Genomic DNA, 26,755 nt, shown 5'->3' on the forward strand with positions numbered 1-26,755 from the left:
GATAATATGGTTGAAAATAATCGATCAAATGGGAGAGCAACCCGTTATGCTATTGCTTATAATAAAATTTTGAAGATGATAAAAGATGGGTTGTATCCGGAAGGAAGTAAGTTTCCAACTGAACCGATATTAGCAGAGCAGCTTGGGATAAGCAGGTCTACTTTAAGACAAGCATTAAGACTATTACAGGAAGATGGGATTCTAGAAGCTAAAAAAGGAATAGGGAACTTTGTTCGTAAAACGCTAAATATTGACAATGTAGGTATGGAACGGATGTCAAATCCGTTCTATATGAGTTGCATAGATCCAATTGATTATGTCGATATTGAAATGGAAGTTCAAGTATCAAGTGAGCATATTGATCGAATTTTTAATAGAAAAACCCCCGTTGCCCTTGCGATATACAGGTATTATAAAAGTGAAAATAGGATAATAGGTTCGTGTTTTTCACACGTTGCCACGGACTTTGATTATATTAATACGATTGATCTGAATAATCACGCTGAAGTCTTAGAATTTCTTGAACATAACATTTATGAATTCGGACTTTCCTCTGCGCTTGAAATTCGTCTAGTCCCAGCAACAGAAAATATAAAAGAAGCGAACTCGGGGAATGAATCAAGTTATTATCAGATGATTATTGAGCGAATTAGCGATAAAACCGGAAATATTATAGCCTATAGTAAATATTATATTCCCTTCGAGCGTGCCATTTTTAAAGTATTTAGAAAACAATAAATGTTCATATACAAAAAACCTTCTTCGTTTTGAGAAATCAAACAAGGAAGGTTTTTTTTATTATTTCATATTGACAACGTTTACAATTAGATTTATCATCAACTTGTACAAAAAATACAACAATACAGACAAGTGAACAATATTTGTTTAAAATGTGTGTTGGTAAAGAGGGATGAGTGAATGAAAAAGATTGTTGTGCTGGGAAGCTTGAATATGGACATGTTCATGACGACAGAACGGCTACCCATGATTGGTGAAACGATTTGTAGCGATCAACTCCATTACATGGTTGGTGGGAAGGGGTCAAATCAGGCTGTAGCCGCATCTCGTATGGGAATTTACACATCCTTATTAGGATGTATAGGTAATGATGCGTTTGGTGAAAAAATTCAGAAACATTTATCAAAAGAATCATTGGATATCTCCTCTCTGAATATTGAAAAAGATATCTCTACAGGAATAGCGACAGTTTTTAAAACCAAAAACAATAACGCTATTGTTGTGAACCCTGGAGCTAATAATTATTGTGATCTACAAACTGTGGAACAAAATATTCAAATCATTAAGCAAGCAGATGTATTGCTAACACAGTTAGAAATCCCTATTGAGACAGTTGAATATGCATTGCAAAAAGCTAAGGAATTTGGTGTAACAACTATTCTAAATCCCGCGCCTTACAAAGAAATACCGACAGGTTTGTTACAATATATCGATTATTTAACTCCGAACGATACTGAATTTGAAAGTATGATGAATGGGGAATTGGAATCTTCGGGTGATTTAGAAACAGACATGCTGGAATGGAGTATGCGAAACAATGTGAAGTTAATTGTTACAAGGGGCTCCCAAGGTTCCTCCTTTGTTGAGAATGGTCAAATGACTACCGTTCCATGTTCGAGTGTTGATGTCGTTGATACTACAGGGGCGGGCGATACTTTTAATGGAATATTCGCTTACGCAATTGCAGAAAAAAAGGAATTGCGAGATGCAGTAAGGATGGCAGTAATCGGCGCAACGTTATCGGTAACGGCATTTGGTGCACAAAGAGGAATGCCTTCTTTAAAAGAATTAGAAAAATACCTATAAGAGAAGTGAGGAGCAATAACGATGATTAAGATGATTTTAGATTTAGATACAGGAATAGATGATGGAATGGCATTAGCTTATGCAATCGGGAATCCAGATATCGAGTTAATCGGAGTAACTGGCACTTATGGGAATGTGTACACAGAAGAAGGGGTGCAAAATGTTTTGAATATCCTGAATATGTGCAATGCACAAGATATTCCGGTATTTGCTGGAGAAAACCATGCGATGTGTAAAGATGACTTTAATCGATTGGAAGTTAGTGCACGTATTCATGGAGCTAATGGGGTAGGGCAAGTTCAAATGGAAAAATCACCCAAACCTAAAGAAAAGAAAAGTGCGGTCGATTTTTTAGTTGAATCAGCAAAAAAATATGGAAACGAATTGGTTATTGTAGCTACCGGGCCTTTGACCAATCTTGCAATGGCACTCAAACGAGCTCCAGAAATGAAAGACATCATGGGTAGAGTCGTTATTATGGGTGGCGCGTTAACAATCCCAGGTAATGTTAGTCCGTATACAGAAGCTAATATTTCGCAAGATCCAGAAGCAGCCAAGTACCTATTTGAAAGTGGTGTAGATGTTACTATGGTCGGTTTGGATGTAACGCAACGCTCTATACTCACAAGCGAAAATACTAGAGTCTGGAGGAGCACTGGAACAACAGCAGGAAGAATATATGCGGATATGGTAGATTATTACATTTCGCAACATAATGAAATCCAAGGCTGTTATCTTCATGACCCTTCGGCTGTAATTAATGCAGTACATCCTGAATTTTTTACGATGGTATCCATGCATATGACCGTTATTACACAAGGAGAGGCAGTAGGTAGAACGATTGGAAACCCACAGAAACTAAGAGATGCAAATCCAAACCTAAAGGTGTGCATTCAGGTAGATTCACAATCTTTAGTACAACATTTAAATGAAACGCTAATGCTTGTATTTCAAAAAAATTCATAATTTAGCCTCTTAGTTTGGACACCAAAGAAGGGAGACTTACCTAATGGATAATGTAGCGAAGCCATCACAGCAGAAAAGTCAAGTAACCATCGTCGGAGGTCGTGCAGCAGCTTTGGTCGTAACCTTAATTTTGTGTGTGTTGTCTTATCAATTGAATGCTAGCATGCTTACACCTGCACTTCCAGATATCGCGAAAGCCATGCATGTCAGTATTGCTCAGGTATCCCAGGTTTCATCCTTGTTTTTCCTTGCAGGAGCAATCGGCGGCGTTGTGCTGAGCCGATGGAGTGATTTTATTGGTAGACGTCGCGCGCTTGTCATCGTCCTCATCATACTGGGAGCGGGAACCCTCCTATGTATCTTTGCTTCAAATTTTACTTTTTTATTGATCGGACGATTGCTCCAAGGCGCCTCTAGCGCAGCGTTCCAACTGGCTTACGTGATTTTGAGTGAGGCTTTCAGCGTGAAGGTCTTCGGAACCGTCCTAGGTATCCTCACGGCAGTAAATGGAGGAGTTGGAGGTATTGACGGATATATTGGCGGCCTGCTTAGTAACCAGTTCGGTTATCGATCAATCTTCGTTGTCGTCTTTATTCTGGGTCTCATCGCTTTGTTATGTGTAATGCTCGTCGTTCCCAAAGAAAAAAGATCTGAGACAACCCATAAGATGGACTGGTGGGGTGCGGCAGTACTTTCCATTGGATTAATCTGTGTTACGTACTTTGTATCTAATGGTCCATCTGAGGGTTGGCTGGCACCTATTACTTTAATTTACCTTTTCGGAACCGCTATCTGTCTGATTGCATTCTGGTTCATTGAGAAGAAGAGCAGGACGCCGATGATAGCCGTCCAGCATCTTCGTTCCCGTCAAGTGTGGCCCGTCATTACTACAACCATTCTAACTTTGTCTAGTACCTTTGCTGTTATCAACTTTACTATCGTTCTACTAAGTCAGGACTTCAAGGTAGGATACGGACTCGACGCGGCTACATCCGCGTTACTTTTCCTTACGCCTGCAGCATTAATCGGTGTCTTCTCTGCGCCATTGTCCGGTTGGCTTGCCGGTAAATTTGGCTGGATTCTCTTGCAACGAGTAGGCATGATCATCAACATTGCAGTTCTCATTGTGATCGCACTACTGCCGCAGAGTCAATGGCTTGTGTTTGCTTCTATTGCAGTTCTTGGTGTCACTTACAACGGACTGATTCTTACGACCATAAACGGACTAGGAGTACTTCTTTCACCAGAAGAAGCACCAGCAGCTTTACCAGGACTCAACGGTGCCGCATTCGGTATTGGTGCAAGTCTCGGAATAGGAATCGTAGCTCCCTATGTCGCTCAAGGAACGATTAGTGGATACAGTACTGCACTGTGGATTTCAGTTGGTATTGCTGTAATGGCATTCATAGCTAGTCTTTTCATTGCTCCTAGACAGGGGCATAAGCTCTAGTGTCATCTCAAAGATTTATCAAGGTAAAGGCATTACAGTTTTATGAGGTTGTCGTTTGACACCCGCACGGTGGACACTTTGAAAAAAGTAGCCATCCTGCGGGTTTTTATGTTTCAATGAAAATATTTAGATTTATATGTGGTGCGAATCATCGAGAAAATATTGAAATTTTTACCGATAATGATCTTTGAAGGATTTAATATATTTAAAAATGGATGGTTGTTTCAAAGATGATATAATCTTCGTAAATCAATCATGGAAATAAAACGAGCGATATGATTAGCGAAAGAGTGGGCGTATGAGGAAATCAACTTACAAACAATATTTTCTGTTTCTAGCATTCATATTATTTCTTCTATTTCCCGGCTCATCTGCTTTAGGAAAAAGCATTCAACCGGAGGCAGTGAAAGGTATTCTCGATTTATCAGCTTGGAATATGGAGCGAGATGGGTTGCAAAATCTGGATGGCGAATGGGAGTTTTATTGGGATCGTTTGTTAACTCCCGCTGATTTTAAGGTCGGTCTGAATAGCGTTGCTCCCTATGCTCCTTCTTATGCCCAAGTGCCAAAGGTGTGGGAGGGACAAGAGTCATCCGGGCAATCATTGTCGAATCAAGGATATGCGACCTATCGGCTGCTCATTCGTACAGCGGCTGCTGACAATGGTACCAATATGGCGCTTTATGTTCCAAGTGTCGCGACAGCGTATCAATTATGGATTAACGGGGAGCTGGCGGCAGCGAACGGTAAGGTAGGAACGAGCAAAGAAACGATGATTCCTGCGAATTTCCCTAAACCTGTGTTTTTTCATTTGCAGGGAAGCAAGACCGAAATAGTTATTCAGGTTTCTAATTTTGTGCAACGCAAAGGCGGCTTGTGGGAATCTTTGCGCATTGGTGTTTCGAATGAAGTGGTGGCTAGCCGTGAAAAAGAGTTAACGGTTCAATTACTCGTAATAGGAAGTTTGTTTACGATGGGGTTATATCATATCGGGCTTTTTCTGGCGCGCAGAAAGGATAGATCGCCGCTATTTTTCGGTTGCTTCTCATTGGGGATGGCATTACGAGCGATGGTCACAGGACCCACGTTAATCACGTATCTGTTCCCGCAAATCGCTTGGGAATTTCAGGTTCATCTAGAATATTTATCAGTCGTTGTTGCCTTATGGATGCTGATCATGTTCTCCTATTCACGATATCCCGGCGAAATGCATCGTAAAGTGAGAGATTTGTTTGTCATAGCAATGGCGGCCTATAGTTTATTTGTCCTCTTGACGCCAGCGTTGATATACACGTACAGTATGTTAGCATTTCAAGTTGTTTCTGTGTTGGCAATTTGTTATGTCATTTATGTTTCTATTCGGGCTTTCCTGCGCAAAAGAGAAGGTGCTACGCTTAATATGGCGGCAGTACTCGTCCTATTAGTATTAGTGCTCAATGATATTCTTTTTTATAATCATATTGTTGCAACAGGAGATTTGATGCAGCTCGGCATGGTGTTTTATGTGTTCATGGAGTCCGTTAATTTGTCCCATCAATTTTCAAGATCGTTCGCTCGTGTTGAAAGCATGTCGACTCAATTGCTAGAGTGGAACGAATTGTTAGAAGAAAAGGTAAAAGAAAGAACCGAAGCGCTGGAACAATCCAATGCAAGCGTTCAGACAATCAATCAGGAATTGGTTAAAATGGAGCAGTCGCGTCGTCATCTCTTATCAAACATTTCGCATGAACTGGGCACTCCTCTGACGCTCATTCAAGGTTATGTGAAGGTTGTTATGGACCGAATGGATGAGGATAACCGGGATCGATATTTGCGGCTAACCTATGAAAAAACAGTGATATTGGATCGTATTATCGGCGACTTGTTCGAGTTGTCGAAGTTCGAAACGGGGAAAATTCGGTTTGATTTTCAAGCAGTTGATTCCGTGGCGTTTTTTCGTTCGTTATTTGAAAAATTGGAGCTGCCTATCAAAAAAGAAGGTCATAGCTTTGCATTTATCGATAAGACCGATTCTCAAACAGATAAGCAACTAATCATATGGATCGACGTTGTGCGAATTGAACAAGTTGTGATGAATTTGTTGTTCAACGCTCAAAAATTTACGCCCGTTAGCGGCTCCGTTCATCTTATCATCGAAAAATACGGTTCTTTTGAGAAGGGAGACTTAGGTTTAAAGGTTAAAGTCTGGGATACAGGAAATGGCATTGACGATGAAGATATACCGTTTGTTTTTGATCGGTTCTATCGGGGAAGAGAGTCACATAAGCGCCGTTCGGCTGGAACCGGCCTCGGTCTGGCGATTTGTAAAGAAATTATTGAGCATCATGGGGGGACAATTGATGTGGAAAGTAAAGCAGGCAAAGGAAGTACTTTTACCTTTACGCTTCCAGCGATGGTCGATATGGAGGGAGAAGTAGACGTATGACGGAGGGCGCAAAAATATTAATCGTTGATGACGAAAAGGAAATTCGTGAACTGATCGGCCTCTACTTGCGGAATCACGGGTTGCAGGTAGTCATGGCGAAAGACGGGAATCAGACGTTGGGGCTTTTGAAGCAGGAGAAGCCAGATCTGGTAATTCTCGATATTGTGCTTCCCGATATGGATGGCGTAGAGTTGTGCAGGCGGATTCGCGAGTATTCGGATATCCCGATCGTTTTTCTGAGCTGTAAAAAGGAAGCGGACGATATCATTGGGGGTCTCGATACTGGCGGGGATGATTACATGACCAAGCCGTTCGATCCGATGGTGCTCGTCTCTCGAGTGAAAGCGAATTTAAGACGAGTGTCATCCATTCAAAAACGCAGCAAGGAAATGATGTTGATCACGTGCGGCGATTTGCAGGTAAATTTGCAAAGCTTGGAAGTTCAGGTGAATGGAGAGCTAATCGACTTGTTCGCCAAAGAGCGTCAGCTATTGCTTTTTCTGCTGCAAAATCCGAACCAAGTATTTAGCGCAGAACAACTGCACCGGCAGGTGTGGGGATGGGACAGCTTCAGCGACGAGCGGACGGTTATGGTGCATATTAGCAATTTACGCAAAAAGATTGAACCAGATCAATCAGCGACCAAGTACATTCATACAGTTAGGGGCTTCGGGTATAAATTTTGCCGGGATACCTAAATTTTAGTTTCAGACAATGCGATTATTCCTTACGTGGAATATCGCTTTTTTTTAACTACTTTTAAACTTTGACTGCTATCATTTAGCGTGAATGGGGATATTGTTTGCAAACGAATTGTTTTTTGGAGAAGGAGCGAAGCGGCTTTGTATACGTATAATTTTGAAACAAATTGGAAATTCGAGTCTGATATCAATCAAGTTTGGGGACTGATCGGCGGATTTAAGTATAGCGATTGGTGGAATGGAGTAAGTTCTGAGCCGATCTCTCAAAGCACTGGGCAAGATGGGATTGGCAGTAAGTATCATTATGTTTTCCGTACGAAGCTCCCTTATCAGCTATCTTTCGAGGCGGAAATAGTAGGGAAAGAAGAGCCCAAATATTTAGAAATCAGGGCGACAGGAGAACTGGAGGGCAGAGGGGTTTGGACATTATCACAAGAAGGCAGCATAACTCATGTCAAATATGTATGGCAGGTAAATGCAAATAAGAAATGGATGAACTTGTTAGCTCCTATATTGAAACCTGCGTTCGTTTGGAATCATGATCAAGTTATGGACCAGGGTGCTAAAGGAATTGCAGATGCTTTAGGAGTAAAGCTGCTTTCCTACTAAACAGAGAGCATTGACACTTAAATGGAGGTTCTGACATGTATCGAAGATTATTAATAGCCGCTATTATTATTTCAGGTCTCGGCTATCTTTTTGCCTTAGCAGATGAAAATATGATGATGCGTTGGATTTTCAAGCCAGGAACTATCATTCTGATGATATTACTGGCAGCAACAATACGAAACGTTTCCAAACCCTATAAAAATTTAATCATTATAGGATTGTTCCTCTCCGCCATTGGTGATTGTTTCTTATTGTTATCAGGAAAGCAATGGTTTACGTTTGGTTTGGTTGCATTTTTATTCGCTCATCTCGCATATGTCGCTGCTTTTGTGACTCGTTGGCGGTTTTCTCGTTACCATTTGCTTGCTCTCATTCCGATTGCGGCATACTCCTTTTTGCTCTTAAACAGGCTTCATACAGACATTCTTGTTGGGGGAAACGCCGGATTATGGATTCCGGTGTTGATCTATGTCGTCGTAATTTCTATTATGATTTGGAGCGCTGTTATTAGTAGAAGCTGGATTGCCGTAACCGGCGCAATTTTGTTCTTCATGTCCGATTCACTGCTTGCTTGGAATATGTTTGTCACGTCAATTTCATGGGCGGGATATGGGGTAATGATTTCCTACTACCTTGCTCAGTTTTTACTTACTAAAAGCATTGAAAGATCAAAGAAGAATGTAATCGCTTATGAGAATTATAGTTCGATAAGATAGATGTTTGTGATCTGCTGAATCAAACGAGCAACAAGCCGATAACCGATTTTCCTGACTAAAGGGAAGTCGGTTTTTGTCATTTTCGTCGAAAAATGTTTTTTATGAATGTTTTTTAACCAGTTTTAAACTTCTGCTGATAGATTGATAGTAAACTTCGAAAGAGATGAGGGAGAATATTTATGTTTTCAGCTAGTCTGCTTCACAACAGGATGCGCTATCGTCGCATCGCAATCATTTATACGCTTTTGTCTGCGATCGTTCTGTCCTTAGGCGCACCCATACAGGTGATGGGCGCAGGTGCCGCATTCATGGATTTCAGTGTCGTGCCTGAAACAACGGCACTGTATAGCGGATATTCGACAGGCGGAACGTATACGAAGGAGACGCCGGCGTATCATTTTGAAATGACTTCAGCGGAAGCCTTACAGGCAGGAGATAAAATTGAAATTATGCTGCCGCATGGTTTCAATTTTGTTGGAAATCCGAATTCCTATGGGTTATGGACAACTGATGTCAGTGTGCCTTCCAATAGTGTCGAGGTCAAGGTGAACGGATCAACGCTCTCACTTTTTGATTCCGTTACAACGCAAAGATCGGATAATTGGCAGCCGATGATTTCCTTTCAATTAAATCAGCCGATACCAGCTGGGGGGATTGTCGATATTAAGCTGGCGAATTTCTTGATTACACCGGATTATCATTATGTAGAACCAAAAGCCTCGGAATTTGCGGTCAGCACCAGTTCGAATTCGGTTCTGTGGACTGCACTTAGCCATATTTACTTTCGCAGTGTAGTGAACTTTCGCCCGGATATGAGCACGTATGCGGCTGCAGCGAATACGTCTTACCAATTCAAGTTTACGGTGATGCAGCAGATTACGCCTACGGATTGGATTACTCTGAAATTCCCAGCGAGCATTACCTTACCTGCTGCAATTGACACATCAAAGGTACAGATCGACGGAATACCTGTTACTATGGCGAATGTCGTTGGTGACAAGCTCCAGCTGCAGCCTAGTCAGCCGCTGACAAGCTATTCGGATGCGCTCATCACAATCGATACTTCTGCGTTGATTGCCAATCCGGCAGTGCCAGGCTATTATACGTTTGAATTATCCACGAGCGTCGATCAGCAGCCTGCGCCTGGACGTGTCGGAATTATTCCGACAGGAGGAGCTTCATTAGCTGATAATCCTTATTCGGATAAGGGATATGTTGAGATCAATTACGACGGCAAATTGCGATTCCGGTTCACCAGCCCGACGATTCTGAAGGGAGGCGACACCGTTACGGTAAGCAGTCCTGCGGGCACCGTACTAAGTGATACAGCTATCGCTGCCACTGATATTCATATCGAATCGGGCATGGGACTGGAAATGGATGGTTATTCGCCGACATCTGTCATCCGCTTGGCGGATAATCAGCTGCAATTCGTACTTCCTCCGGAATATTATTTGATTCCAGATTACTCTCTCGTTTTCTCCATGCCAAACCACTTTGTGCAATATGGTGTATACGAAATGCAGGTGACGACCTCACAGACGGTCAAGCCAAACACGGTGCCGCTAACGATCACTCCGGACAAGGTACAGGAATTTACAGTCATACCTGATAACCCGTGGGCTGGTGAGACGAATGTGCCATATACATTCAGCCTGCAGCCGAACGAGCCGCTAATTGCTGCCGATGACGATTACATCACACTGAACCTCCCGCCACAGTTGAAGGTGCCTGTTGTTTTGGATCCAAGTACGAATTCGGGGACGATCGATCCGAACCTAGTTCTGGTGAATGGGGTTCCAGCCAAGGAAGCGATCTATATAAGCAATTATGGCAATTCCATCTTAAGAGTAACCGTACCTCAAAATATCCCGCTGCTAGGGAGGACGGAGATTGCAATCAGCGGCAATGCCGGCTGGATGAATCCTGAGGAGGGAACATACGCGTTCAGTGTTTATCCGAACTACTTCAGCTCTAGCTTGACATCGGTTTCGGTTGAGTATAAAAAGATCACCGGAATAAGTGCAGCTCCTCAGACAGTACAGCTGAAGCTGGGCGGCAACGTCAGCCAACAGCTCAAAGTCATTGCGCAGCAGTTGAACAACAGCGTGATAGATGTGACGGATGCTGTTTATAGAACGAAGTACAGTAGCAGCGATAACACAGTGGCTACCGTTACAGCCGATGGTTTAATTGAAGCAAAGCAGTCAGGAACTTCTACCATCACAGTTACCAGCGGATTATATAGCGACACGGTGAGCGTGACTGTAGCCAGTGCGGACGTGACGCCGCCAGCGAACGAGATCACAGGTATCACCGCATCACCGAGATCGGTACAGCTGCAAATGGGCGTCAAAGTTAGCCAACAGCTGACGGTCACAGCGCAGCAGTCGAACAACATTGTTAAGGATGTAACGGATGCTGTAGATGGTACAACGTATCGGAGCAGCGACAGCACAATGGCTTTTGTAACAACCGATGGATTGATAGAAGCCAAACAAGCAGGTAGTGCAGTCATTACGGTGACGAATTTCGGATTCAGCGACACGGTTAATGTTACGATTAATCCGATCAATAGCGGACCACCAACAACGCCGTCTCCTCCTACGGGAACAACCGGTGCAGCGGAAGAACCGTTAAGTGTGGAGAAGGAAATCATCGCTTTGCTAGGGGGGGAGGTTACGCTTCCGAGTGTAGGTTCGGTCATAATTCCACCAGAGGCGCTGATGGTTGACAGTAAAATTAAGGTCGCCGCTCAAGCTAATCCATCTCCTAATATGACGGATCGAACGAATATTAGCCGAGTTGTCAATTTTACGAGCAGTACTGGAACGAATTTAAACAAACCGATACAGATTAGCTTGCAGTATGATGGCTCGACAATTGCCCCCGGATTAAAACCTGCCGTGTATGTGTTCAATCGGACGATAGGCAAATGGTTGTATGTGGGAGGTGCTGTTACTGGCAACGGCACAGTAGCTGTTGAAGTGAATTTTTGGGGCACATTCGCGGTATTCTCTGCGGAACAGCACGTTTTCACTGATATGAACGGTCACTGGGCAGTAAAATATGTGGATCGTCTAGCTGGAAGAAATGTCGTCCACGGTTTCGAGGACCATACATTCCGGCCGGATCAGCCGGTTACCAGGGCACAGTTGGTGAAAATGCTTGCCGATGCGTTAGCATTGAAAGTATCCGGAACTCCCACCAACTTCGCCGACAGCCATCTTTTGCAGGACTGGGCTAAGGATGCGGTATCACAATCAGCCCAAGAGGGTTTGATTAAAGGGTATGAGGAGAAAGGGAAATCATGGTTTAAGCCAAACCAGCCGCTGACACGGGCTGAACTCGCTGTCATTCTCGCTAGAGTATTGGAGCGGAATGTTATCCATGCAAGTAAGGAAGTAGTGGCATTTACCGATCAAAAAGACATTCCCGAATGGGCGCAGTCAGCCGTGATCGCGGTTTCCGGTGCAAACATTGTAAGCGGCTATCCCGATGGGTCGTTCCGCCAGGGAGGTTTTGTAACGAGAGCCGAAGCAGCAAAAATGATATATATGCTGCTCGAGTCGCTTCATAACTAGGGATAATGCACAACCAGCAAGTTAATTAGCATAAGCATGAACAAGGATGAGTAGGGCAAGCGAATGGAACCCATTTTGCCTGTCCTGTTTTGTTCATGGCGTCGGTCCATTGGTACAATAGTGTATACATAATTCTTTGATCAGAGCTTGAGGAATCAAGCTTTTTTATATGTGTCATACATGACGATTAACTAGGTGTTGCAAGCACACTACGGGGGTTGTAGTTACCAACAACTAACCACGAATCCCCGGGCTATACAGTCCCCACGGATGTTGTATTTGCAGTTTTAATGAATCTGTATACTTATTTGTGTGAGAATTACAGACTTGCTAGTTCAAGTGTAAAGAATCTATTTAGTTGAACCCATAATTTGAAATAGCAGGATAGATTAACAAATTCGCGAATCACTTAAGAATTGTGTAATTGAAAAAAAGATGTTACATCAAACTCCTGTGAAAGGATGAAAATTATGAATCAATACAAATGGAGAGATATTGTGATTCAAATTGCAATTCACTCATTTCTAAAAGAAACAAACATTCAGATGGACATATGAAGCCAATCCTGACAGCTTTCTACAAAAAAGTAGATATAATTGGCGCCAAAAATAGTACACTAACTGCCAAAATATAAGTATGAAAAAGAAAGTCAAGAGACTCTCTTTGTTGAAATTACAAATGTGAAGATACATTGGCTTGATTAATCGGGGTTGATTATCACGTCAACTCGCCATATGCTTATCTTACATTCATGATAGGAGGGATCATTATGGAAATATCAATTATGTCATTTAATCTTCGTATCCATGTTGCGGAGGATGGGGAAAATGCTTGGCCTAACCGTGTCGAAGCGGCTGCAGAAGCGATTAAAGCGTCTGGAGCTGCCGTTGTATGCACGCAAGAAGGAAGCTTGCCCATGCTGGAGAGCTTGAATGCGCTGCTTCCCGAATATGAATGGATCGGGGAGGGCAGGCTCGGCGGCGAAGAGGGTGAGTTTTGCGCGATTTTCTTCCAGAAAGATAGGCTGAAGCCAGTCGAAAGCGGCACATTCGGATTGTCTGAACGGCCGGAGCAGCTTGGCTTTCAAAGCTGGAACACCGCTTGTCCGCGCATTTGCACTTGGGTGAGGCTGAAGCAAATCGATGGGCAGGAATATCTGATTCTGAATACACATCTGGACCACATAAGCGAGGAAGCAAGGATAAAAGGAGCTATGCTCATCTTGGATAAGATGAATATTACCAGTGGAGCATCGGCGATTCTAACAGGTGATTTCAATTGTGAACCGGAAACCAAAACGATTCAAACTCTGATCCAAGCAGGGCTGCGTCATACATACACCTATCCTGATGTACATCCAGGCTGCACTTATCATGGTTTTGAGGGCGGCGAAGAAGGTGAACCGATCGATTATATATTCGTTACGCCGAATATTCGGATCGTGTCAGCGAATGTCGACAAGGGCAAGTACGATGGCAAATACCCATCAGATCATTATCCAATTACTGCTACTCTGCAGGTATAGTATACGAACAATAAAAGAGTGGATGGACGGGAAACAGTCCAAATCCATTCTTTTTTTATATGGCTCGCTAGGAAATCATCAGTTGTAATAGAAGACTGGCCCAATTTGAAGGGTGGTGTTACATTTGCTGACAGTTAGAGATATGAAAAAAAACAAGTAGTAGATTGATGATTCGTCATTAAGTTATTTTAGGGTACTTATTAAACGCCTCGGTAAGCTTGAGAAAAATCTGTTGAGAAAAAGATGGAAATCTTGTAGTGTAAATAATACCATTTATCCAGCTACTTAAATGATGAGTGGTTATTCAAAACTAATATCGATACCAGCGCATAGGAGGTGAAGTGGAACACGATGGATCTCCAATATGATCCGACTGTTTGGCAAATTAGTTTGTTTGAGATGACGCTAAGACTATTATTGGCTTTAGTACTTGGCGGTTTGATTGGTCTAGAACGTGAGCTTGGCGGACATTCCGCGGGTTTCCGGACGCACATTTTGGTTTGTCTTGGTTCGGCTGTCATTGTATTGTTATCCATGTACGGATTTTCTGATTTCGCCGCAGAACCGAATGTTCGTTTAGATCCAGCTCGGTTGGCAGCACAAGTAATCAGTGGCGTCGGCTTTCTCGGCGCGGGTACCATTATGCGAAATGGGTTTGGTGTTTCCGGATTGACTACGGCAGCCTCATTGTGGGTATCGGCAGCAATTGGACTTTCTGCGGGTGCAGGATTTTACTACGGCGCTGTCATAGCGACCTTTTTGGTGGTGGTAAGTTTGTTTTTATTGAACAAGGTTGAGAAACTTTTCTCCCGAACGAAAAAAGTACGCGAGTTGTTAATAAAAATGGATAAAACATCGGCTGGTCTTAATCTTGTTTTGATGCACTTGAATCAAAGTGGACTGCAAATCAGCAAGCTCACGATAAACAACGACGATGAGGAAGAGCGGCTAAGTGATCGGCATTTAACGATTCGCATTCAGTTGAAATTAAAGAAAATAAAAAACTATGAGGTATCTATCGCAGCGTTAGCTCATATGGATGGGGTACTAAGCTTGGAAACGGAAGGCGTCTCAGCTTAAATTGAAAGCGGAATCATTTTAATTTTAGAAAAAGGAGACATGGCATGCATAACACGATGATAGCAGCCCATACGGGATGTGGTGTTTATCCAGATAATACAATGGCATCATTTAGAGAAGGCGTTAATATCGGCGCAGATATCGTAGAAGTCGATGTGCGCATAACCAAAGATGGTATTGCTATCCTTCTGCATGATGATTCACCTTATCTTCACTCACACACCTTCGAACAGTTGAATAATCCGGATATACGGCCGCTGCTCGATCCGATTTACAGAAATCATGAAATTGCGACATTGGAACAAGTGCTTCAGCTTTCGGCATCGCTAGGTATCAAATTGAATTTGGATATAAAGACGGTAGATGCTATTGATCCGGTGATTAGACTTATTCACAAGTTTGAAGCGCAAAAACAGGTTTTCATTACGGGATGTTCCGATAACATTACGGTAAGATATCCGGATATTCAAGTCATGCTGAATACGCCGGACGATTTGACTTTGGAACAAATGGAGCGATATGGCGACTTTGCAGAGGCCGTATGCAGGGATGCTAAGCAAGGTGGATACGCAGGGCTCAATATGAATGGTTTTACTTGCCTTCCGCCTATCGTAATTCGAGCGCACGCTTTAGGTTTGAAGGTATGGGTTTATACAGTGAACTTTCGGTCAGCAATGGAATGGTTTTTGAGGATGCAAGTTGACGCCATTACTACACGTGAACCCATGGATCTAATCGCACTTAAAAAAGAATGAAATTAACTGTAGCCAATTGAAAAAAAGTTTGGTATAATCCGTTCATAGAAAGCGCTTACTTCAAGAAGCGCACTTTATTTTATTCATCATGGTATCGCTTCCAGAAAAAGCAGTTTCAGATTAAGACGCTCATAGCCAACATGGAAGAAGGTGAATTTTGTTGCAGCTCTTGCTACCAATGAGTGAATGAATCTTAACAAAATATTTACCTATAGATAACAAATAATGGTTTAAGAAACAAGTTTTTGTTAATACAATCGGCTTAGGATGCAAAATTATGATTCGGATAAGAGGGTGATTGTTTAAAATTTATGTAATTGAAGTTTTATATGGTATCGCTTCCAGACAGTAATCAGAAAGAAGGTGACTTTCAACTTATGAAGCAAATGACCGTACCCATGAAGCGAAAAAAAAGTGGTATCGTTTTATGGAAAAAAATGTTGGCTCACAAATATTTATATTTCATGTTGTTGCCATGTGTTGTCTTCTTCATCATTTTCAACTATATTCCGATGGCTGGCTTGTTGTTAGCCTTCAAGGAATACAAGTTCAATGAGGGCATCTTAGGAAGCCCATGGGTTGGCCTGGATTATTTCAAGCAATTTTTTAATTCCTATCAAAGCGGAGAGTTGATTAAAAACACACTCATCATAAGTTGTATGAAATTGTTTTTATACTTGCCGTTTCCGATTATTCTTGCACTTATGTTTAATGAAGTTCGCTCAAAATGGTTCAAAAATGTTTCTCAGAGCTTACTGTATTTGCCGCATTTCCTCTCGTGGGTTGTCGTCATCGGTTTAGTCCAACGTATACTCGCTCCTGATACTGGCTTATTGAATCAGGTAATAACGAATATGGGCGGCGACGGAAGTACATTCTTTATGATGGACTCGGACTACTTCTACCAGATTATGTTCGGAAGCCATGTATGGAAGTCTATTGGTTGGGATTCGATCATCTATGTCGCAGCGATCTCAGGAATTAATCCCGAAATGTACGAAGCGGCTAAAATTGATGGGGCAAGCAAATTCCGAGAGGTTTGGAATATTACGCTGCCGTCCATCACACCGACAATTGTAATCCTCTTTATATTGTCTCTGGGCAGTATTTTATCCGCCGGGTTCGACCAGATTTATTTGCTCAAAACACCGGGTAATGCACCGCTCTCTGATATTTTGGATACTTACATTATCCGAGTTGGCTTGCAAGGCGGGCAGTACGGATACGCGACAGCCGTTGGCATGCTGCAAGGATTAATTGGATTGATCTTGGTTGTATTCGCGAACCGTGTTTCCCGAAAGGTTTCTGAAACATCCTTATGGTAGCTTTATTCTGATAACGTTACCATAGTTGCTATGCGAAAAGGTTTGCATGACCATCCACTTGGTGGGAGACGTCTTCTGGCGTGTTTCATAAAATCATTTTAGAAAAGGGGAACAATCGCATGAGTAAGAAATGGGCAAAGTATTTCGCAATACCTTTGGTGACAGCGATGCTGATCGCCGGCTGCTCGAATGGCAACAAGAACAATACTGAAACGCCTGCTCCTGGTGGCACAGATGGGGTTTCACCTACAACGGAAGGGAAACCGGCTACATGGATTGCTGATCGTAAAATCAAAGGTCTTGTATTCATGGGGACTGACGATTACACAGAAGATATGAACCCGGAAATTAAAGCGAAGATAAAGGAGCAAACGGGGATCGACTTTGAAATTGAAATCATGAAAGCCGAAAAATCCATCGATGGCTTGATTGCAGGCATCGCTGCAAACGACTTGCCGGATTTCGTTGCTTTCTACCTCAATAACAGTGGTAGACCGGAAATGCCCGTTGTCTTGAAAGCGGCACGCGAAGGTATGTTCACTGATTTGACTCCGCTTATGAAAGATACGAAAGTGTACAGCAAATATTTGCAAGATGACTATTTGCCGCTTGATACGAAATACGGCGTTATGTTCCGTCCTGAGTTTAACGGCTCTTCTTACTTCGTTCATATGAATATCAATCGACAAGGCGGTTATCTATCTAACAAATACGTAGGCGGCGCTTATATCCGTAAAGATATTGCTGACTCACTAGGAATCGACCCACGCACAATCAAGACGTCGGATGAAGTGTATGAGCTAGCTAAGAAAATTAAAGCCGGTAACTTCAAAGACAACAATGGTAGTCCAGTGATTCCAATCGGTCCATCTTTCTGGGGTGGTAAAGATGTTTCAGCTGCTTTCAAGGATCTGCAGTGGGGTGAAGACGACCAACGCATCAAAAAATCGAAAGACGGTCAAATCCTTCATGAAGCAGAAACCGAATATCCGATGAAAAAAGTAGAGTATTTCCAAAAGCTGCTTAAAGAAAAACTTATTCATCCCGAGTACTTTACGATTGACGAAAGCCGCGCAACAGAGGGCGCTTTGAATGGCTCATGGGCGATTATCGGTGATGCCCACAACTATCAAGAGTTCAACCAAGATATGCATTACCTCCCGCTCGGACCTATTAACAACGTTGACGGTCCTTACCAAATGCAGGTTAGCTTTAAGTCCGGCTACAGTGCGTGGGCGATCCCGACTACTACGAAAAACCCGCAAGATATCGTTAAATTTGCGGACTACTTAGCTAGTAAGGAAGGAAAGCTTATTTGGAAATACGGTTTGGAGGGGCGCGATTATACGCTCGGCGCAGACGGTTTTCCACTTGTGAAACAAGAAGTGTTGGATCTGAAAGCAACAGATCCGAACGAAGCGAAAAAGCTCGGCTTCCAAGGCGTCGGCAACTCATGGGGCGATATTCTAGGCGGCACGGACACCGATAACTTGGCTGATTTCGGGGAAATGCAATATGGCGACAAATTGAAAAAAGAAGACAATAACGGTGCTCTAAAACTAATCGAATATTGGAACTTTGAGGAAAAGTACAAAAATGCGAAGATCGTTGACAGCTACGTACCTACCGCGTTCCTCGGTGAATTCGACAGATCTTCAGAACTTAAAGCGGCTTTGGACGCTTACAATGAAACTTTGATCCGCGCTTATTACGGCAAAAGTATTGATGAAGCTAAGAAAATGTTGGAAAGCAACTTGAAACAATTGAAATCAGCAGGATTGGACGATTATTTGAAGCTTCTCGCAGAAAAAGATGCCGATCCAAAAACGGACGTAAACCTGAACGATTAGAGATTAGTTTCAACATTTAGAAGCAGAAAATTAGTGGAAGAGGTAAGGCGATTTTATCCGCAGCTGGGTAAAAACGCCTTTCCTTCAACGGAGGAGGGAGAAAGTGGGAAACGAATTTTATAAGCTCAGCACGGGTGAAAGAATTTTCAGAGTCATTAACTACTTGCTTCTAATCGCGCTGTGTTTATCGATCATTCTACCTTTTTTTAATATTTTTGCACTTGCTTTTAATCCCGGTAAAGACGCGGAAAGAGGCGGCATTTACTTCTGGCCGAGGATTTGGTCCTTGGAAAACTTCCAAAAGGCGTTTGAAACGTCCAATATTACAACTGCTTTTGGGATTTCAGTGTTCCGAACGGTAATAGGTACGATCTCAAGTGTTTTTCTGACTGCAGCAGCAGCTTATGCATTAAAGAGTAAAACGTTGCCTGGCGGGAAGTACATCATGATGATCATTTTCTTCACCATGTTGTTTGGAGGGGGAATTATTCCCTATTACATGCTGCTTAAGTCCATTCATTTGACGAATAATATTTGGGTTTACGTCATTCCAAGCTTATATAGCGTATGGAACATAATCATTATGCGAACATTTTTCCAACAAATTCATCCGAGCTTGGAAGAATCGGCGCGAATTGATGGGTATAACGACTTTTCGATCTTCATGCGCGTCATTATGCCGCTCAGTCGGCCGGTTATAGCGGTTATTGGCTTGTTCAACGCCGTTGGCCATTGGAACGATTGGTTCACTGGTGCATTCTATATTCGAAAATCGTCCTTGCGTCCGCTGTCCACGCTTTTACAAGAAATGCTGATGAGTGCGGAAGCGATGCGGGATACGCTCAATCAGGCTGCCGGACTTAGATACGATTTGATCGAAAAAATGCAGGTTACAGGAAACTCGCTTAAAATGGCAACGATCATTATCGTCGTCACGCCGATTATTCTTATCTATCCATTTGTGCAGCGCTATTTTACCAAGGGTATTATGATCGGATCGATCAAAGAGTAAATCAGCCTAGGAGAGGACGGGGGAAAAATGAAAATAGTGAATCCATACGTAGAGTCGGGGATTTGGTTTAAAGGAAGCTTTCATAACCACACGACGAACAGCGATGGTTGGTTTTCGCTCGAAACGGTTTACAAAATGTACGGTGGTTACGATTTTCTCGGTATTTCTGACCACGATAAAATTACGAAACACGAAGGCAAAAGAGAGATACCGAATGTTTTCGAAGCTATAGAGGTAAGCAGTCGGCAAACACATATGCTGCTCGTGAAACCGCCGCAAATGATTATGGAAAACTACAGCAATGCATTTACGATTGAGAACTATCAACGCTTTGTGGATCTAACAACGACGAACGACGGATTTGCAGTGCTCGTGCATCCGAATCGGTATTTCTCGAATTATTGGGAACTAGAAGATATGTTTAAGATGGAACGTTATCTTGGGGTTGAAGTCTATAACGGGGACGGCAATCCGGAGTACGATATCGCGTTCGACAAGTGGGATGCTCTTCTATCCGCCGGTCGTAAAGTGTGGGGTTTCGGAAATGACGACTCGCATGTATATGGACAAGAAAAGCGCGCTTGGAACGTGGTCAGAGCTAAGGCAAATACGAACGATGCTATCATAGATGCGATCAAAGAAGGCAACTTTTATGTATCAACGGGGTATGGGTTTGATGCGATCAGAGTAGAAGGCAACAAGGTTGTTGTTGATCTTCGCTCAAATGATTTGCTTGATAAAATGTACAAATACGTCACGTTTTTCGGCAAAGACGGACAGGTGCTTAAAGAAACAACAGGACGAATCAAGCAAGCTGAATATGAGTGTAAAGGAGACGAAAAATACGTCCGTATAGCCGTTTATTTGGAAGGCGGGTATTCTGCTTTTTCTCAGCCATTATTTATTGAAGATTAAGAAGGTTTTAGGTCGAGGAGGAGTTATGGTGGAGCACAACAAGTTAAGATTCCGATCAGACGGGACATTTAAGATCATTCAATTTACTGATATGCATATCAAGAATGGAATTGAACCTGAAAAGGATGTTCAAACGTTAGCTGTTATTCAGCAGCTGACTGCGTCGCAGAAGCCCGATTTGATCGTCCTTACTGGCGATGTCATATCCAGCTATGATACAGAGGATCAAGAAGCAGCATTTCGCCGTGCGATTGCGGATGTTGTCCAGTCTGGTATTCCGTTCGCTGTCATTTATGGCAATCACGACTCAGAGAAAGGTATTACACGTCAACGATTGAATGAAGTTTTAAAGGAACATAGTAATAACTTATCTGAGGATGGTCCTAAGGACATCCATGGAGTTGGGAATTATGCACTTACTGTTGCGGGTTCTGCGAGTGAAGAAGATACGGCTGTTCTGTACTTTTTTGATTCCGGAGATTCAGCACCAGAATCCGTTGGTGGATATGAATGGATACATCCAGATCAGGTTCACTGGTACTGCAGCGAATCGAATAAGCTTACTCAGAAGAATGGCAGCGCATTGCCTGGACTCGCTTTTTTCCATATTCCAATACCAGAATATAAGCAAGTCTGGCAGGAAGGCAAAAGTATTGGGAATAAAGGTGAGGAGGTCTGCTGTCCGAAGTTGAACAGCGGTTTATTCACGGCAATGCTGGAGCAGGGCGATGTCATGGGGACTTTTGCCGGACATGATCATGATAATGATTACGTAGGAGAGCTTCATGGCATCCGATTGTGTTATGGACGTGTCACGGGGTTCAACACATACGGAGAGCTTGAGCGCGGAGCAAGAATCATTACGTTATTCGAAGGAAAACGGGAGTTCGATACACGGATAGAAATAGTGAAATTGAACTAAGCTGATGAGGAGTAGTCTCGAGGCTGAATGATACTAAAGAATAAATGATGAGAAAGTTTGTCGAAGTCGAAGTATATCTTATATAATTCTAATATATGAACGAAATATACTTCCACGAAGGGTGAATAATGTGCAACCAAAAATCAAAGATGTGGCCCGGGTAGCAGGAGTTTCAGTTACGACTGTGTCCAGAGTGCTAAATGGCGAGAGGTATGTGAAAGACGATCTCAAGGAAAAGGTGAATCAAGCCATCGATCAATTGGGATACGCTCCGAGCCATATCGCCCGAAGCTTGGTACGTAACAAAACGAATCTCATTGGGGTAATTGTGCCAGACCTTACCTCAAGCTTCTATTCGACAATTTTAAGCAGCATCGAAGAAGCGGCTAGCACTAATGATTATAACCTTTTGGTATGCAATATCATCGAGGATATAGATAAAGAATTAAAGTATATCAATGTGTTTCAGGAAATGCGGGTAGAAGGCATCATTATTATGCATGAGAAAATTAATGAGGAAATTCGTGCTTTGATTCATAAGATGAACATTCCCGTTATTTTTTCTAGTGTTAAACCGATGGACCAGGAGTTCGCTTCTGTAATTATTGATGACTACAAAGCTGCTTACGATGCGACAAAATATTTGATTGAGCTTGGCCATGAGGAAATCGGGTTTATCGGCGGAGACATGCGTGATATTACATCGGGACAAAACCGGTATAGCGGATATCGAAATGCATTGTCAGACCATTCCATTAAAATCATATATGAAAATATCCGGTTCGGTGATTATAAAGTGAAAAGTGGATACGAGCAAATGAAGGATATTCTTCGCAATAAACAAACGCCTACGGCTGTATTTGCCGTAAGTGATGATATGGCTGTTGGAGCGATGAACTGCATTTGGGATCATAACCTTCGAGTTCCAGAGGATATTTCCATTATGGGCTTTGACGGAAGTCAACTGACCGAGCTTGCCCGTCCGAGGTTAACCTCAATGGAGCAGCCTATTCAAGACATGGGCAAAGTGACGATGGCAGCGCTGTTGAAACAGATTACGAATAAGGAAACGTCAACCGAGGATATCATCTTGGAGCATAAACTAGTTGTCCGTGAAAGCTGTATAAGAAGAGATTCATAAGGATTAGAGAGCACAGCACATCAGTGCATATCGGAAATAGATGGAGATGAGGCACCATTGAAAAATTACGATGTCATCGTGATTGGAGACGCGAATATTGATTTAGTTGTTGAGGGCTGCAACGAGCTGCCAGCACCCGGACAAGAGGTATTTGTTCAAAATATGACCATCCACGTCGGCGGAGGGGCAGCTTTGTTTAGTTTGGCGACAGCCAAGCTAGGTTTGAAGGTTGCCTTTAACGGGGTTCTAGGTGACGACGGATTTGGTCAGCTTATAAAAGATCAATTTTCTCGGTATGGAATCGATACCAGATATATTAAAAAGAGCAGCAGCAATACAGGCATTTCCATTGCAATTAATCCGGAAAATGATCGTTCATTTATTACGTATGCTGGTTCAAACGCCGAGCTAAGCTTGCAGCAGCTTGACATGAATAGTGTTTTATTAGGACGTCATGTTCATTTGACTTGTTATAAGGGAAGCCGCAATCATGCTGAATTTTTGGAAACTGTAAAAAAACTTAAAGCACTAGGCGTAACGACCTCTATTGATATGGGGTGGGATGACACTGGGGAATGGTATCCTGGCATTTTTGAATTAATGAAGCATATCGACGTTTTTTTCATGAACGAAACCGAAGCTATACACTATACCGGTTGTACTACGGTAGAGGAAAGCCTTGAAGTTCTTTCTAAACACAGCAGCCATATCGTGCTCAAATTGGGTTCGAAAGGTGCGGTGACATCGGTAGGCGGACAGCAGTCCTATCGTTCGAGCTTCTCCGTCCGAGTCGTTGATACGACTGGAGCGGGTGATTCTTTTAATGCCGGTTATATTTATGGATATTTGGCAGGGAAAAATCCAGTGGAATGCTTGATATATGGAAATGCTTGCGGCGCACTATCTGTAAGTGAATATGGTGGAAATACAGGGACGACAAACATACAGCTGCTAGAGAAATTTATTGCAGATCGAATTGGGGAAACAAAAGAAACGCTGGAAACCACACTATGAATCTAATGATTCATAGTGATGGTTTATGTATGAGACTATAAGCGGGTTTTAGGAGAGTGGACATCATACAAGTCGAGAAATTGAACGCAAATCTCGTAAAGCTGAAAACTCGTGTGTCGGAAGGGCAATGGGGCAAACGCATCGTTGCGGAATTGGAATATGCTAATCGGGTTTCAAAGGTGATGGGAGGTCAGTATGATGATCTGATCGATCCCGTTGTTATTGATCTGCTGAATACATTAGATCAAGAAGGCATCATCGGGGAGCAAGCGGTTCGCAGTGCAGAGCTGCGGTTGTCTGAAATGGCAGCAGCAGCGAAGTCGTACCATTTGATTTGTGCTGCTCATGCCCACTTGGATATGAATTTTCTTTGGGGCTGGGATGAGACGGTATCTGCGACTCTTAATACGTTCCGGACAATGCTGGATCTGCTGCAGGAGTATCCTGATTTCCGCTTTTCCCATTCTCAAGCAGCTGCCTATCATATTGTTGAAACCTATGATCCTGAAATGCTAGAAGAAATAAAAGTCCGTGTACAAGAAGGACGATGGGAAGTAACGGCATCAACTTGGGTTGAAGCGGATAAGAACATGCCAAACGGTGAAAGTATGACTCGGCAGTTCTTATATGCCAAAAACTATCTTACACATTTGTTCGGATTGCAGTTGGATGATTTGCAAATCGATTTTGAGCCGGACACTTTCGGTCATGCGCTTAATGTGCCGGAAACATTGCATCACGCGGGCATCAAATATTATTACTATTGCCGTGGTCATAACAATGAGGGACATCACCTCTATCGCTGGATGGCGCCCTCCGGGAGATCGGTTATCGCATATAAAGAGCCGCATTGGTACGATTCCCGCATTGAAGGTGAAATGGTGCTTACGGTTCCGGAGTTTTGCCAGAAAACAGGCATGAATACGATGATGAAGGTATATGGGGTAGGTGATCATGGCGGCGGTCCGACGCGGCGTGACATAGAGCGCATACTTGATATGAAGGAATGGCCGATTTTTCCGACCATTCGCTTCGGAAAGTATGCAGAATACTTCGCGTTAACAGAGCAAATAGCCGATCAACTCCCGATTGTGCAAAACGAGCTGAACTTTATTTTTACAGGGTGCTACAGCTCGGAAGCACGTTTGAAACAAGCGAATCGAGTTTCGGAAAACCTGCTGTATGAAGCGGAAGCATTGTCTAGTGTGTCCGCGTTGTGGACTTCGTCCAAGTATTATGGCAAGCAATTAGAAGAAGCTTGGAGAAAAACTTTATTTAATCAATTTCATGATATTTTGCCGGGAACAGGCATTCCAGAAACGCGTGATCATGCACTTGGAGCGTTCCAAGAAATATCCGCCATGGCTAATAGCAAACGAAGCGCTGCTATGCGTAGTCTTGCTGCGCGCATCGATACTTCACGTTTTCTTGTTGAGGGCGAGGACCTGAAAGAAAGCTTTTCCGAAGGAGCAGGCGCTGGAGTTGGTGTCAGCATAAAGCATCAATTTCGAACGGGCGAAAGTGACCGCGGACGCGGGAAAACACGGATATTTAATGTGTTCAACAGTGCTCCAACCGCACGTAAAGAATTAGCCGAGATTACGATTTGGGATTGGGATGGAAATATCCAAAGCATCGGTTTCGAAGACGACGAGGGAAATCCACTTGAATTTCAATTTGTGGATCGTGGATTTGCCGAGCATTGGGGGCACTTTTTCTTGCGTGTATTACTGCCTGTAAAAGTTCCAGCATTGGGATACTGCACCTATATTATGACGGAAAAAGCAGGTGATATGGCAGCCCTTACGGCAAATGACTTCTATCTCACGGGTCAAAACCTTCCACCTGTGGAACTGTATACGTTTGTGTTGGAGAACGAGCTGTTAAAGGCAGTCCTCGATGTGCGAAAGCTTACGATTATTTCATTAATCAATAAAGAGAATGGACAGCAGCTCATCGATAGCAGCCGACCCGCAGGCGTATTCCGATTCATCGAGGAGGATACTTTTCAAGGAGGTGGCAATGCATGGCTGGTAGGCCGATACCGCAAAATTGAAGAGCTCACTGAAGGCATCAAAATCGAAAGCAGTGAATTAGGCAGCAAGCTGCTGAGGCAATCCATTACGTTCAGCGTCCCGTTTCGAAGATCGAAATTGCAAGTTACGGTATCTCTGGATCAGGGCAGCAGCAGGCTCGATTACAATGTGGAATGTGATTGGCATGAATACGGCAATGAAAAGGAATTTACACCGCAGTTACAGTTTTATGCGCCTTTTGGTTATGAAAGCGATTCCTATCGCTTTAATATGGCTTTCGGTACGATTGAACGTCCTTCACTCGACTTAGACGTACCTGCGAACAGTTGGGCACTCGGGGTTCCTTCGAACCATGAGAAAGGTAGAGCAATTATGCTTCTATCGGATTGTAAATATGGATTCCGAGGTGCGGATCGAGCGCTTTCCGTCACACTGCTGCGGGGCTCTTATGGCCCTGATGCTTATCCGAATACAGGGGTTCATCGCATTCGTTTAAGTATTTGTGTAGTTGATGCTTCTAAAAACCAGCAATTGATTGAACAATCCTCCCATTACCATCTTCCGCTCCAATACATCTCAGCGGCTGCGAGTAATGGAGATTGGCCGACAACACAAAGCTTCTTGCAATTAATTGAAGGAACGATTGCAATCTCTGCGATCAAGATGCCTGAGGACACTCAAGCTGTTAATCGATGGATTATTCGCGTGTATGAAACAGAAGGAAACACATCAATGGTAAAGCTGGAGTTATGCCGCAAGGTGAGCAAAGCTTATTTTGTCGATACGTTAGAACGTCCAGTAGTTGAGGGGGAAGTTTTCATTAATGAATCACAAATAGGTTTTGAGGTTATGGCTTTTGGCGTCGCGAGCTTATGTATTGAATTTGAACAATAAGGAGGGTTGTC

General features: G+C 43.0%; 20 protein-coding genes. All 20 read left to right on the forward strand.

Annotated features, from left to right (window positions below):
• Window positions 1–6 precede the first annotated feature (6 nt).
• Window positions 7–738, forward strand: coding sequence for a GntR family transcriptional regulator (locus tag ACIFSR_RS16345; protein ID WP_430058380.1), 732 nt, complete (start codon window positions 7–9; stop codon window positions 736–738).
• Window positions 739–918: 180 nt separating this feature from the next.
• Window positions 919–1,824, forward strand: coding sequence for a ribokinase (gene rbsK, locus ACIFSR_RS16350; RefSeq protein ID WP_430058382.1), 906 nt, complete (start codon window positions 919–921; stop codon window positions 1,822–1,824).
• A 21-nt stretch (window positions 1,825–1,845) separates the two neighbouring features.
• Window positions 1,846–2,790, forward strand: a complete 945-nt coding sequence (locus ACIFSR_RS16355) for a nucleoside hydrolase (protein WP_430058385.1) — start codon at window positions 1,846–1,848, stop codon at window positions 2,788–2,790.
• Between the two features lie 43 nt (window positions 2,791–2,833).
• Window positions 2,834–4,240, forward strand: coding sequence for an MFS transporter (locus ACIFSR_RS16360; protein ID WP_430058388.1), 1,407 nt, complete (start codon window positions 2,834–2,836; stop codon window positions 4,238–4,240).
• Window positions 4,241–4,538: 298 nt separating this feature from the next.
• Window positions 4,539–6,665, forward strand: coding sequence for a sensor histidine kinase (locus tag ACIFSR_RS16365; RefSeq protein WP_430058391.1), 2,127 nt, complete (start codon window positions 4,539–4,541; stop codon window positions 6,663–6,665).
• Window positions 6,662–7,363: a response regulator transcription factor gene (locus ACIFSR_RS16370; protein ID WP_430058393.1), complete on the forward strand. Its 702-nt coding sequence runs from the start codon at window positions 6,662–6,664 to the stop codon at window positions 7,361–7,363. The genes ACIFSR_RS16365 and ACIFSR_RS16370 overlap by 4 nt, the downstream gene beginning before the upstream one ends.
• Window positions 7,364–7,507: 144 nt before the next feature.
• Window positions 7,508–7,975: an SRPBCC family protein gene (locus tag ACIFSR_RS16375; protein ID WP_430058396.1), complete on the forward strand. Its 468-nt coding sequence runs from the start codon at window positions 7,508–7,510 to the stop codon at window positions 7,973–7,975.
• Window positions 7,976–8,010: 35 nt separating this feature from the next.
• The gene (locus tag ACIFSR_RS16380; protein WP_430058399.1) at window positions 8,011–8,691 is read left to right on the forward strand and encodes a lysoplasmalogenase; all 681 of its coding nucleotides are present in this window, start codon (window positions 8,011–8,013) and stop codon (window positions 8,689–8,691) included.
• 179 nt (window positions 8,692–8,870) lie between these two features.
• A complete protein-coding gene (locus ACIFSR_RS16385; protein ID WP_430058401.1) occupies window positions 8,871–12,275 on the forward strand; it encodes an S-layer homology domain-containing protein in 3,405 nt (1,134 codons plus the stop codon).
• A 769-nt stretch (window positions 12,276–13,044) separates the two neighbouring features.
• Entirely contained in the window at window positions 13,045–13,800 is a 756-nt protein-coding gene (locus tag ACIFSR_RS16390) for an endonuclease/exonuclease/phosphatase family protein (protein WP_339203056.1), read from the forward strand.
• Window positions 13,801–14,151: 351 nt separating this feature from the next.
• Window positions 14,152–14,880, forward strand: a complete 729-nt coding sequence (locus ACIFSR_RS16395) for an MgtC/SapB family protein (protein ID WP_339203055.1) — start codon at window positions 14,152–14,154, stop codon at window positions 14,878–14,880.
• 44 nt (window positions 14,881–14,924) lie between these two features.
• The gene (locus ACIFSR_RS16400; RefSeq protein ID WP_430058404.1) at window positions 14,925–15,635 is read left to right on the forward strand and encodes a glycerophosphodiester phosphodiesterase; all 711 of its coding nucleotides are present in this window, start codon (window positions 14,925–14,927) and stop codon (window positions 15,633–15,635) included.
• Between the two features lie 377 nt (window positions 15,636–16,012).
• Window positions 16,013–16,960: an ABC transporter permease gene (locus ACIFSR_RS16405; RefSeq protein ID WP_339209658.1), complete on the forward strand. Its 948-nt coding sequence runs from the start codon at window positions 16,013–16,015 to the stop codon at window positions 16,958–16,960.
• 119 nt (window positions 16,961–17,079) lie between these two features.
• Window positions 17,080–18,810 (forward strand): extracellular solute-binding protein, encoded by a 1,731-nt coding sequence (locus ACIFSR_RS16410; RefSeq protein WP_339203051.1) that lies wholly within the window; start codon window positions 17,080–17,082, stop codon window positions 18,808–18,810.
• Window positions 18,811–18,913: 103 nt separating this feature from the next.
• Window positions 18,914–19,822 (forward strand): carbohydrate ABC transporter permease, encoded by a 909-nt coding sequence (locus ACIFSR_RS16415; protein ID WP_339203049.1) that lies wholly within the window; start codon window positions 18,914–18,916, stop codon window positions 19,820–19,822.
• Between the two features lie 27 nt (window positions 19,823–19,849).
• Window positions 19,850–20,737: a phosphoesterase gene (locus ACIFSR_RS16420; protein ID WP_339203048.1), complete on the forward strand. Its 888-nt coding sequence runs from the start codon at window positions 19,850–19,852 to the stop codon at window positions 20,735–20,737.
• A 25-nt stretch (window positions 20,738–20,762) separates the two neighbouring features.
• Entirely contained in the window at window positions 20,763–21,659 is an 897-nt protein-coding gene (locus ACIFSR_RS16425) for a metallophosphoesterase family protein (RefSeq protein ID WP_430058410.1), read from the forward strand.
• Between the two features lie 130 nt (window positions 21,660–21,789).
• Window positions 21,790–22,800 (forward strand): LacI family DNA-binding transcriptional regulator, encoded by a 1,011-nt coding sequence (locus ACIFSR_RS16430; RefSeq protein WP_339203046.1) that lies wholly within the window; start codon window positions 21,790–21,792, stop codon window positions 22,798–22,800.
• Between the two features lie 57 nt (window positions 22,801–22,857).
• On the forward strand, window positions 22,858–23,814 hold the full coding sequence (locus ACIFSR_RS16435; RefSeq protein WP_430058414.1) for a carbohydrate kinase family protein: 957 nt from the start codon (window positions 22,858–22,860) through the stop codon (window positions 23,812–23,814).
• Window positions 23,815–23,870: 56 nt separating this feature from the next.
• Window positions 23,871–26,744 (forward strand): alpha-mannosidase, encoded by a 2,874-nt coding sequence (locus tag ACIFSR_RS16440; protein WP_430058417.1) that lies wholly within the window; start codon window positions 23,871–23,873, stop codon window positions 26,742–26,744.
• The last annotated feature ends 11 nt before the right edge of the window (window positions 26,745–26,755 follow it).

The sequence above is a fragment of the Paenibacillus sp. NRS-1760 genome, from assembly GCF_050467785.1.
GTDB lineage: Bacteria > Bacillota > Bacilli > Paenibacillales > Paenibacillaceae > Pristimantibacillus.

What these genes read in the sequence shown, in the direction of transcription:
- ACIFSR_RS16405 (WP_339209658.1), top strand. Translation starts at nt 16,013, where the DNA reads ATGAAGCAAATGACCGTACCCATGAAGCGAAAAAAAAGTGGTATCGTT.
- ACIFSR_RS16385 (WP_430058401.1), top strand. Translation starts at nt 8,871, where the DNA reads ATGTTTTCAGCTAGTCTGCTTCACAACAGGATGCGCTATCGTCGCATC.
- ACIFSR_RS16395 (WP_339203055.1), top strand. Translation starts at nt 14,152, where the DNA reads ATGGATCTCCAATATGATCCGACTGTTTGGCAAATTAGTTTGTTTGAG.
- ACIFSR_RS16410 (WP_339203051.1), top strand. Translation starts at nt 17,080, where the DNA reads ATGAGTAAGAAATGGGCAAAGTATTTCGCAATACCTTTGGTGACAGCG.
- ACIFSR_RS16390 (WP_339203056.1), top strand. Translation starts at nt 13,045, where the DNA reads ATGGAAATATCAATTATGTCATTTAATCTTCGTATCCATGTTGCGGAG.
- rbsK (WP_430058382.1), top strand. Translation starts at nt 919, where the DNA reads ATGAAAAAGATTGTTGTGCTGGGAAGCTTGAATATGGACATGTTCATG.
- ACIFSR_RS16360 (WP_430058388.1), top strand. Translation starts at nt 2,834, where the DNA reads ATGGATAATGTAGCGAAGCCATCACAGCAGAAAAGTCAAGTAACCATC.
- ACIFSR_RS16425 (WP_430058410.1), top strand. Translation starts at nt 20,763, where the DNA reads ATGGTGGAGCACAACAAGTTAAGATTCCGATCAGACGGGACATTTAAG.
- ACIFSR_RS16420 (WP_339203048.1), top strand. Translation starts at nt 19,850, where the DNA reads ATGAAAATAGTGAATCCATACGTAGAGTCGGGGATTTGGTTTAAAGGA.
- ACIFSR_RS16400 (WP_430058404.1), top strand. Translation starts at nt 14,925, where the DNA reads ATGCATAACACGATGATAGCAGCCCATACGGGATGTGGTGTTTATCCA.
- ACIFSR_RS16355 (WP_430058385.1), top strand. Translation starts at nt 1,846, where the DNA reads ATGATTAAGATGATTTTAGATTTAGATACAGGAATAGATGATGGAATG.
- ACIFSR_RS16370 (WP_430058393.1), top strand. Translation starts at nt 6,662, where the DNA reads ATGACGGAGGGCGCAAAAATATTAATCGTTGATGACGAAAAGGAAATT.
- ACIFSR_RS16380 (WP_430058399.1), top strand. Translation starts at nt 8,011, where the DNA reads ATGTATCGAAGATTATTAATAGCCGCTATTATTATTTCAGGTCTCGGC.
- ACIFSR_RS16345 (WP_430058380.1), top strand. Translation starts at nt 7, where the DNA reads ATGGTTGAAAATAATCGATCAAATGGGAGAGCAACCCGTTATGCTATT.
- ACIFSR_RS16365 (WP_430058391.1), top strand. Translation starts at nt 4,539, where the DNA reads ATGAGGAAATCAACTTACAAACAATATTTTCTGTTTCTAGCATTCATA.